The organism is Pseudomonas sp. SbOxS1 (assembly GCF_013416725.1).
Classification (GTDB): Bacteria; Pseudomonadota; Gammaproteobacteria; order Pseudomonadales; family Pseudomonadaceae; genus Aquipseudomonas.
The window spans coordinates 270,455-280,087 of record NZ_JAAVXC010000029.1 but is presented as its reverse complement, the minus strand read 5'-3'; the positions used below and the strand labels follow the sequence as shown (position 1 = coordinate 280,087).

Annotated in this window: 6 protein-coding genes; 4 read left to right on the top strand and 2 right to left on the bottom strand. The window is 58.3% G+C overall.

Going from position 1 to position 9,633, the window contains the following annotated elements:
• Positions 1-173 precede the first annotated feature (173 nt).
• A complete protein-coding gene (locus HFK74_RS23900; protein ID WP_180205623.1) occupies positions 174-1,823 on the top strand; it encodes an arylsulfatase in 1,650 nt (549 codons plus the stop codon).
• Positions 1,824-1,881: 58 nt separating this feature from the next.
• Here the strand turns inward: HFK74_RS23900 and HFK74_RS33290 are convergent, their stop codons facing one another.
• Positions 1,882-2,214: a hypothetical protein gene (locus tag HFK74_RS33290; RefSeq protein WP_257230408.1), complete on the bottom strand. Its 333-nt coding sequence runs from the start codon at positions 2,212-2,214 to the stop codon at positions 1,882-1,884.
• Between the two features lie 447 nt (positions 2,215-2,661).
• Here HFK74_RS33290 and HFK74_RS23895 point away from each other — a divergent pair, with 447 nt between their 5' ends.
• Positions 2,662-6,804, top strand: coding sequence for a CheR family methyltransferase (locus HFK74_RS23895; RefSeq protein ID WP_180205622.1), 4,143 nt, complete (start codon positions 2,662-2,664; stop codon positions 6,802-6,804).
• A 15-nt stretch (positions 6,805-6,819) separates the two neighbouring features.
• Here the strand turns inward: HFK74_RS23895 and HFK74_RS23890 are convergent, their stop codons facing one another.
• Positions 6,820-7,332: a DUF3016 domain-containing protein gene (locus HFK74_RS23890; protein WP_180205621.1), complete on the bottom strand. Its 513-nt coding sequence runs from the start codon at positions 7,330-7,332 to the stop codon at positions 6,820-6,822.
• Positions 7,333-7,532: 200 nt separating this feature from the next.
• On the opposite strand from HFK74_RS23890, the gene HFK74_RS23885 reads away from it, so the two are divergent.
• Both HFK74_RS23885 and HFK74_RS23880 read left to right on the top strand, forming a co-directional pair.
• Positions 7,533-7,913, top strand: coding sequence for a hypothetical protein (locus HFK74_RS23885; RefSeq protein ID WP_180205620.1), 381 nt, complete (start codon positions 7,533-7,535; stop codon positions 7,911-7,913).
• Positions 7,914-8,267: 354 nt separating this feature from the next.
• On the top strand, positions 8,268-9,632 hold the full coding sequence (locus HFK74_RS23880) for an integrase family protein (RefSeq protein WP_180205619.1): 1,365 nt from the start codon (positions 8,268-8,270) through the stop codon (positions 9,630-9,632).
• The last annotated feature ends 1 nt before the right edge of the window (position 9,633 follow it).

Here is a 9,633-nt window from a genome sequence, read left to right as displayed (position 1 = left end):
AACCTTTCACGGCTGCCTTGAGTTGTGAAAGGAATGCCATTGTGTCGTTGGAAAGTTTCCTTGAACTGTCCTGGCTGAACGTTGGGGGGGGTACTCACAAAGATGCTTGTTGTTTTGCCCTCGATACATGAGCGGCCCACAACAAGGATCTGAACTTGAGAAAGGAAACCCTTATGAACAAGTTCGCGCATCACCCCAGGCTTTACCTTGCCTGTTCATTGTTGATGGCAATCAACGTTGCCCACGCCGCACAGACCGAAAAAACCAACATCCTGTTCATCGTCTCCGACGACACCGGCTACGGTGACCTGGGGCCTTATGGCGGCGGTGTCGGCCGCGGCATGCCGACCCCCAGCATCGACCAGCTGGCGGCCGAAGGCACCACCTTCTACTCCTTCTACGCCCAACCCAGTTGCACCCCGGGCCGGGCTGCGATGCAGACCGGGCGCATCCCCAACCGCAGCGGCATGACCACGGTGGCGTTCCAGGGCCAGGGTGGCGGCTTGCCGGCGGCTGAATGGACACTGGCCTCCGTGCTCAAGACCGGTGGTTACGAAACCTATTTCACCGGCAAATGGCACCTGGGCGAGGCGGACTACGCACTGCCCAATGCCCAAGGCTACGACGTCATGAAATACGCCGGCCTGTATCACCTCAATGCCTACACCTACGCCGACCCCACCTGGTTCCCGGACATGGATCCGGAAACCCGTGCCATGTTCACCCAAGTCACCAAAGGTGCATTGTCCGGCAAGGCGGGGGAAAAAGCGGTCGAGGAATTCAAGATCAATGGGCAATACGTGGATACGCCGGTGGTGGATGGCAAGCCCGGTGTGGTCGGGATTCCGTTCTTCGACAGCTACGTCGAGAAAGCGGCACTGGAGTTCCTCGACACGGCGGCCAAATCCGACAAGCCCTTCTTTATCAACGTCAATTTCATGAAAGTGCATCAACCCAACCTGCCCGCTCCGGAGTTCGTCCACAAGTCGATCTCCAAGAGCAAATACGCCGACTCGATCGTCGAGCTCGACACCCGTATCGGGCACATCATGGACAAGTTGAAAGCGCTGGGGCTGGATAAGAACACCCTGGTGGTCTACACCACCGATAACGGCGCCTGGCAGGACGTTTACCCGGATGCCGGCTACACGCCATTCCGGGGCACCAAGGGCACGGTGCGCGAAGGGGGCAACCGGGTGCCGGCGATCATGGTCTGGCCCGGCCAAATCAAGGCGAATGCCAAAAACCACGACATCATCGGTGGCCTGGACCTGATGGCGACGTTCGCCTCGGTGGCCGGGATCAAACTGCCGGAGAAAGATCGCGAAGGCCAGCCGATCATCTTCGACAGCTTTGACATGACCCCGGTGTTGAAGGGCACCGGTCCCGATCCACGCAAAGAGTGGTTCTACTTCACCGAAAACGAGCTGTCCCCGGGGGCTGCCCGAGTGGGCAACTACAAAGCCGTATTCAACCTGCGTGGCGACGATGGCGTACCGACCGGCGGACTGGCCGTGGACACCAACCTGGGCTGGAAAGGTGCCGCCAAATACGTGGCGACGGTACCACAGGTGTTCGACCTGTATCAGGACCCGCAGGAGCGTTATGACATTTTCATGAGCAACGTTACCGAGCGCACCTGGACCATGGTGCCGATCAGCCAGTCCATTGAGAAACTCATGAAGACCTACATCAAATACCCTCCTCGCAAGATGCAAAGCATGACCTACGACGGCCCGATCGAAATTTCCAAATACCAGAAATTCCAGTCGGTACGCGAAGATCTGGAAAAAGAAGGCATCACCCTGCCAATACCCAACTAGCGGCGGCAAGCCAGCGCCTGCGCCTGATCGGCGCGGCGCTGGCTTTCGACTGCGGATTTCAACCGGCGGATCGCCGGGAATCGCTGGCCGCGCTGTGGCTCCTGCCAGTCTGGGCATTCATGACCAGGTTACCCGCGGCAACGTCCCGCGCACGACATACACCCCACGCCAACGCTGTCGTCATCGTATCGTGGGGCAAGTAGTCGTGGGCCTCTTCAAACAGGGGCGATCCGTTTTTGTCGTAGACACCGATGAACAACTGCGTTCTGCCCTTTCTCGAAACTCTGGTTTGAACATCAATCAGAGTGCCATCCTCTTGCAATTCATCGTGCGACCGACAGTGCAACTCGCAATCCGCCCAGAGCCAATACGTGGAACCTCTGCGCATCATCTTCGCGGCCTCCTTCTTGTTTGAATCTCAATGAAAACCAACGCAGTACGAAATATGTAGTACGACAAATTTACAGCGTCAACTTCCTGAAAGCTGCCATTTGTCGGACGATTTTTTTTGGAAAATTCACCCCTTAAATACAACTTCCATATCAGCGTCGCTGCCAATTTAATTTTCCTCTATAGATAAAATCGCTTATTGCAGCATCGTTACTGACAGCTCGAAAAGTGTGATTGCATGGCACTTTGGAACATTCTGATTTTCACTGTGAAAAGGTTGATACTCCATGGATAGGGCGCGGTCATAACTTAGGTGCAAACCGACGCCAGGTTACCGTTCAGCACTACCTGGTCCTGTACTCCTCCGGCAGGGGGAGCCGTTACCGGAATCGCGGTTTACGTTGGGCAGCTGGAGGCAGATATTGCCCCGGCGATGAAGGTGAACCCTATGAAAACCATTGCGAAGCGCTCACCCAATGTTCCACAACGAAAGGAACTGATCCCCAGCGACCTCGCATTCCCGGTGGTCGGGATTGGCGCTTCTGCCGGCGGCCTCAACGCGGTGAAATCGTTCTTCGAGCACATGCCCAATGACAATGGCATGGCCTTCGTGGTGATTCTCCATCTGGCGCCAGACCATGAAAGCATTGCCGACCGGATCATCCAGGACGTCACGCAAATGCCGGTGCGGCAGGTGACCGAGACGATCTCGATCGAGAAAAACTCCGTGTACGTCATCTCGCCGGCCCATGACCTGATCATGAATGACGGCTATCTGTCCGTCGCCCCTGCGCAGCGGTCGGCGGGCAGCCACATCGCGATCGATCTGTTCTTCAGGGACCTGGCGGATGTGCACAAGGAGCGGGCTTTTTGCGTGGTGCTTTCCGGCGCCGGCTCCGATGGCGCGGTCGGCCTGTCGCGCATCAAGGAACAAGGGGGGGTAACCCTGGTCCAGACGCCCGAAGAAGCCGAGTTCGACAGCATGCCCCGCGCAGCCATCGACACGCAGATGGTCGACCTGGTAATGCCGGTGGCGGAAATGCCGCAAAAACTGCTGGAACTCTGGCACAACGCACAGACCATCACGTTGCCGGGTGCCAATGATCCTGGCCTGAAGACGCCCCTTCCCGCCGAACGGGATGCAGCGAAGACCGAGCGATTGCTGCAGGACATTCTGCTGCATCTGCGCACGAATACCGGCCACGATTTCAAGCACTACAAGCGCGCCACGGTGCTGCGTCGGATAGAGCGGCGCTTGCAAGTGACTGCCCAGCCAGACCTGGCCACCTATTACGACTACCTGCAAGCGCACCCGGAAGAAAACAACGCCCTGCTGGGCGACATGCTGATCGGCGTAACCAACTTTTTCCGCGACCGCGAAGCCTTCGAAGCGCTGGAACGTGAAGTGGTGCCAAACCTGGTGAGGTCCTTACGCAACAGCCATCCGCACCGTGAGGAAATCCGCGTCTGGTCAGCCGGCTGTTCGAGCGGCGAGGAAGCCTACAGCGTGGCCATTCTGGTGAGTGACCAGTTGGCACTCGACGCGGCTACGGCCAAAGTGCAAGTGTTTGCCACTGACATCGATGAGCGCGCCATTGCCTTTGGGCGCAAAGGTGTCTATCCCGGGGCGATCGTCACCGATGTCCCGCCACAGCGCCTGCGTCAGCATTTCGTCAAGGAGGGCCACAATTTCAGGGTGCACAAGGACATCCGTGACAAGGTGCTGTTCGCCAGGCACAGCTTGTTGCTGGACCCACCCTTCTCGCAGATCGACCTGATCGTCTGCCGGAACCTCCTGATTTACCTGGACCGCGACGTACAACGCACCCTCTTCGAGATGTTTCATTTTGCCTTGCGCCCGGGCGGATACCTGTTCTTGGGGTCGTCCGAATTCGCCGACGGCTGTCCCGACCTGTTTACTCCGGTGGACAAACGCAATCGCATCTTCCGCGCCAAGAGCGCTTCGGCCACCGCCCGGCGCGCTCCGGCCCTGTTTCGCGATAGCCATGCGCGAACCCCAACCACCGCCAGCCCCATCGAAACCAAGGCGGCACGCAAGATTTCCTTCGCCGAGATCCATCTGCGCGCCCTGGAAAAGACCGCGCCACCGAGCATCATTGTCGACGCCAACGGCAACATCCTGCACTTGAGTGAAGGCGCCGGGCGCTTCCTGCGGTACGTGGCGGGAGAACTGACCCGCAGCTTGCTGGCACTCACGCTTCCAGAATTGCGACTGGAGCTGCGCACGATGCTGTACCAGGTTCATCAAACAGGCGCGGCAGTCAGCTCGAACAAGGTACGGATCGAACGCGAACAGCAGTATTACCAGGTGGACCTGACCGCGCACCCGTACAAGGATGAAGAGACCGACAGCGAGTACGTACTGGTGATCTTCGAGGAGCAGGAAATCATTGCGGATCTACAGTTGGATGTCGCTTCGAACGAGAGCGACAACCAGCTGCTGGCCAGTCTCGAGCATGAACTGCAGCGCACCAAGACGCACTTGCAGGAGACGATCGAAGACTCCGAAGTCTCCAGTGAGGAACTCAAGGCGTCGAACGAAGAAATGCAGGCCATCAACGAAGAACTGCGTTCAGCCACCGAAGAGCTGGAAACCAGCAAGGAAGAACTGCAGTCGATCAACGAAGAACTGCTGACGGTCAACTACGAGCTCAAGACCAAGGTTGAAGAAACCGACAAGATCAACGACTACCTGTCCAACCTGATTACCTCCACCGACATCGCCACGGTGTTCGTCGATCGCAATATGCGCATCCGTTGGTTCACCCCCCGGGCCACGGACATTTTCAGCATGCTGCCGGTGGATACCGGGCGCTCATTGCTGGACATCACCCACCGGCTCGATTATCCGGAAATGGTCGAGGATGCGCAGACGGTTTTTGGCTCGCTAAACATGATCGAGCGTGAGGTCAGCAGCATTGACCAGCGCTGGTACATCGCCCGATTATTGCCCTACCGTTCCAGTGAGGACCACATCGACGGCACGGTGCTGACCTTTATCGACATCACCAAGCGTCGCGCTGCCGAAGACGAGCTGCGCCTGGGTGAGGAACGCATGCGCCTGGTTGCCGAAAGCACCCACGACTTCGCCATCATCATCCTGGACGAGCATGGCGTGATTGCCGACTGGAACACCGGCGCCGAGCTGATTTTCGGCTACAGCAAAGCGCAAGTGCTCGGCGCCTATTACGACCTGATTTTCGTACCCGAAGACCGCGCGACGGGCGTGCCGGAGACCGAGCTGCGCCAGACCCGCGAGCAAGGCCGCGGCGAAGACGAGCGCTGGCACCTGCGCAAGGACGGCAGCCGTTTTTATTGCAGCGGTGAAGTCACGCTGCTCAAGGGCGAGAACCTGCAAGGCTATGTGAAGATCGCCCGCGACCTGACCGGTCACAAGCGCCTGCATGACGAACAAAGCCAGCAACTGGCCGAAACGCGGACCAGCAGCCACCTCAAGGACGAGTTCTTTGCGGTGATGTCCCACGAGCTCAAGCACCCGCTGAATCTCATCCAACTCAACGCCGAACTGCTGCGGCGCCTGCCGATGACGAAAAGCGCCGGGGCAGCCATGAAGGCCGTGAACACTATCTGCGATGCCGTCGCCAGCCAGGCGCGGATCATCGACGACCTGCTGGACGTCGCCCGGGTGCGCACCGGCAAGCTCAAGCTGAAAAAACAGGCGGTGGACCTGGGACGGATTCTCCAGGATATCTACACCGTGGTGATCAATGACCAGCATCCGTGCGAAGTCGTGCTGCAGGTGCCACAGCCCCCCGAGCCACCTCTGGTGGTGGATGCCGACAGCACGCGACTGGAACAGATCATCTGGAACCTGCTCAATAACGCCCTGAAGTTCACGCCCAGGGATGGCCGCATCGAACTGATCGCCCATCGCGCCGAGAACATGGCCCAGCTGGACGTCATCGACAGCGGCGTGGGGCTCGAGCAGGACAATCTGCACAAGGTATTTGACCTCTTCAGCCAGGCGGACAACCAGCATGCCAGCCATCAGCGTGAAGGCCTGGGCATCGGCCTGTCGTTGGTGCGGCAACTGGTGGAAGCCCACGGCGGTTCGGTGGACGTGCAGTCCGAAGGCATTGGTCGTGGTTGTACATTCACCATCCGCTTGCCGCTCTCCCGGCCCTCGCAGCAACCGAGCGAGCAACCGGCCGTCGCCGAACAGGGGCGTTTAGTCGGGCAGAAAGTGCTGCTGGTGGATGACTCCAGGGACGTCATGGAAGTGCTGCAGATGCTGCTGGAAATGGAAGACGCCCATGTCGAAGCCTTCAGCGACCCACTGCAAGCCCTGAAGGCGGCCAAGGACAGCAATTACGATGTGATCATTTCGGACATCGGAATGCCGGTCATGGATGGCCACCAGTTCATCCGGGCTATCCGCCAGATTTCCCAACTCAAACACACGCCCGCCATTGCCCTCTCAGGTTACACCAGCAGCGATGACCAGAAAAAAACCCGGCAATCAGGGTTTGATTATCATGTGGGAAAACCGGTTTCCCATGACGACTTCATCGACCTCATTGACGAGGCTTGCAGCACGCGGCCGTACTGAACAGCTGCATTCCGCTCAATTCGCCCCTAACTGATGTTTCCCCGCGAATTGCCTGCGGAACCAGTCCGAGAGCATGGCCTTCTCGGAGTAAAGCCTGTCACTTCTGTTGAGGCGCCCCGGGCGCTGGAGGTACATCTGGTCCATGACCCTGGCGTCGGCCTGACTGACGACCTCACCGTTTTGCTTGAGCACGTAATGCAAATCGATGCTCGGCCAGGTGATATCGCGCATGAAGCGCACGTCGTAGGCATTGGGCCGCCAAGGTTCGTAGCGGCCGGCCAGGTCGATGTTGCGTATTTCGATTTGCAGCGCCTGGTCGGGCGGCAGGTACCGCTCACCCAGCTTCTGGATATGGCTGCGCAGTTGGTTCATGACGTAAGGATCGGCACCCCGTTCATAGCCCGGGCTATCGAGGCTGGCATCGTTGAAACTCTCGGGGTTCTTGAACACGACTTCGACCGAAGACGCTGCGTTGGCGAGTGGCACCGCCAACAGTGCGATCGAGATGCAAGCGGTTATCAAGCGCATGGCTTCACCTCCAGGCGCAGCGCTGTTCGATGCATGCTGCACCCTATTCAGTTTACGCCCAGGTGCATGTGTGGAGTACTGGATGATCCATGGCCCTCTGATCCACTAGTCGGCCAAAAGGTACCCTCGTCCAGAGAGCGTTGACGCACCCACCCCGCAAGCGTTGAATTTCCCTGTAGCTCATACAGGGAGGACACCACATGGCAAGAATAAAAATCCTCGCCGGGGATTTCCTTGAGGGGAGTGCAGTGCTGGAACCTGGCTTTATCACGATAGAAACGGCGGTCTACCCATGGCCTGGCCTCAAGATTGCGACATCCGAAATACTCGACGCCACGGTCGTCAGTGAAACGTCCTATCGGGACGTATCGAGCACTGTCGGCCTGGGGTTGGCTGGCGCATTGGCGCTCGGCCCGATCGGCGCTGTCGCCGGAGTGATACTGGCAGATGATGAGGTCGAACTGACCTTTTCGATGCAGCTCAGGGATGGACGGTCGCTGCTGTGCGCGACCGAGAAGCGCACCTACCGGGACATCGAGGCGGCCATAGGCAAGCAGGCGATACCGAAGTATTTCACCTAGCGTTGAATGCGCACCAGACCGCAGCATTCCTGAGCCCGGCCACATGCCGGGCTCTTTTATGGCCTATAGGTATGAATTGCCGACCAGAAACAAACAAGGGCTTGCATCAGCTTTCGCCCGCAAACCCTTGATTTAAGATGGTGCCCGAAGCCGGAATCGAACCGGCACGCCCTTACGAGCGGGGGATTTTAAGTCCCTATTAACACCGTCCAGTTATGTCCGCTAGAGTTTAAAGGTCTATCCAATACCTTTGTAAATCAAGCCTACCGGCTTATTCTCTATGTGTGTCTGTTCGCTAATGTGTATCAGTGACCAGCGACTAACAGATACGCAATAGACACGGGAGGTAAGGCCATGAGCAGCTGGACCGACAAGACAATCCAAAAAGCGATCCGCGATGCCAAAGCAGAGGGCGCTGACATCTGGTTGACCGACGCCGACAAGGCGCGCGGTGTGGGTCGGCTGCGCTTACGTGCGAGTGCAAAGAACCGAGCCACCTTCTATTTCCGCTACACAACCCCCAAGGGTGTGCAGGCTCAAATTTCGCTTGGGATCTACGACAGCGACGGCAAGGCCGGGCTTGCGCTCAAGGATGCCACCGCCAAGGCAGCTCTGTTGTCGCGGCTATATCAGGATGGCCACCGCGACCTGCATACGTATCTGGCGCAGCAAAAAGCCAACGAAGACGAGAGCATCGCAGCCAAGGTACGCGCGCAGGAAGAGGCCGAACGGCAGGCCACCTTTGGCGACCTCTTGCTGGCCTACGCCGACATGCTGAAAGCTGCTGACAAGGCCAGCGAACGCGCCGTCCGTAGCCAACTGAAAAAGGATGTCGAGGTGGCCTTTCCGCACCTTTGGAAAAAGCCGGCGAAACAAATCACCATCGACGATTGTGTGGAAGTAGTCGGCAAACTGAATGACGAAGGTAAACCACGTCAGGCCGACAAGATCCGCAGCTATATAAAGTCGGCCTACCGCGCCGCGATCAACGCACGCGGCAACGTCAAGGCTCCCAAGGTCATGCGCGAGCTGGGCATCACCAGCAATCCGGCGCGTGACATCGACAAGGTCAAAGGCAGCTCGGAAGCCAGCGAACGCGCCCTCTCCCTGGCCGAGTTTCGTGCCTACTGGAAGCGAATTCAGGCACTTGAAGAGCCGCACCGCAGCGTGGCTATGCTGCATGTTTTGACGGGCGGCCAGCGCATGCAGCAGCTCGCCCGCGTGACCCTGGCCGACATCGATCGCGACTCCATGCTCATGCGCATGGTGGACGGCAAGGGCAAGCGGGAGAGACCGAGGGTGTACTGGGTCCCCCTACTGCCCGAGGCTTTGCCGTGCATTGATCGTCTGACGCTTACCGGGCAGTACGTTTTCTCCAGCAATGGTGGCGTCAGTCCCATGGGTGAAAACTTCCTCAGCGCCATCGCCAAGGATGTGTGTTCCGCCATGACTGAGGCCAAGGAACTACAAGGCGAACCGTTCACCGGCAAGGTGGTCCGCGCCACCATCGAAACGCGCCTGATGAAAAAGCCTTACCGGGTGTCCAGTGATGTTCTCGCCCGCCTGCTTTCCCACGGTCTGGGTGGTGTACAGGCGAAATCTTATGCCCACGACCCGATGCATGAGGAAATGTTGGAGGCGCTGGAAAAACTGTGGCGCTTGCTAAACGAAGAAGCGGAACCATTGGCGGAAGTCATCCAGCTGTATGCGAGGGCTTAAC

Coding starts and splice junctions, on each gene's coding strand:
- HFK74_RS23900 (WP_180205623.1), top strand. CDS start 174: ATGAACAAGTTCGCGCATCACCCCAGGCTTTACCTTGCCTGTTCATTG.
- HFK74_RS33290 (WP_257230408.1), bottom strand. CDS start 2,214: ATGATGCGCAGAGGTTCCACGTATTGGCTCTGGGCGGATTGCGAGTTG.
- HFK74_RS23895 (WP_180205622.1), top strand. CDS start 2,662: ATGAAAACCATTGCGAAGCGCTCACCCAATGTTCCACAACGAAAGGAA.
- HFK74_RS23890 (WP_180205621.1), bottom strand. CDS start 7,332: ATGCGCTTGATAACCGCTTGCATCTCGATCGCACTGTTGGCGGTGCCA.
- HFK74_RS23885 (WP_180205620.1), top strand. CDS start 7,533: ATGGCAAGAATAAAAATCCTCGCCGGGGATTTCCTTGAGGGGAGTGCA.
- HFK74_RS23880 (WP_180205619.1), top strand. CDS start 8,268: ATGAGCAGCTGGACCGACAAGACAATCCAAAAAGCGATCCGCGATGCC.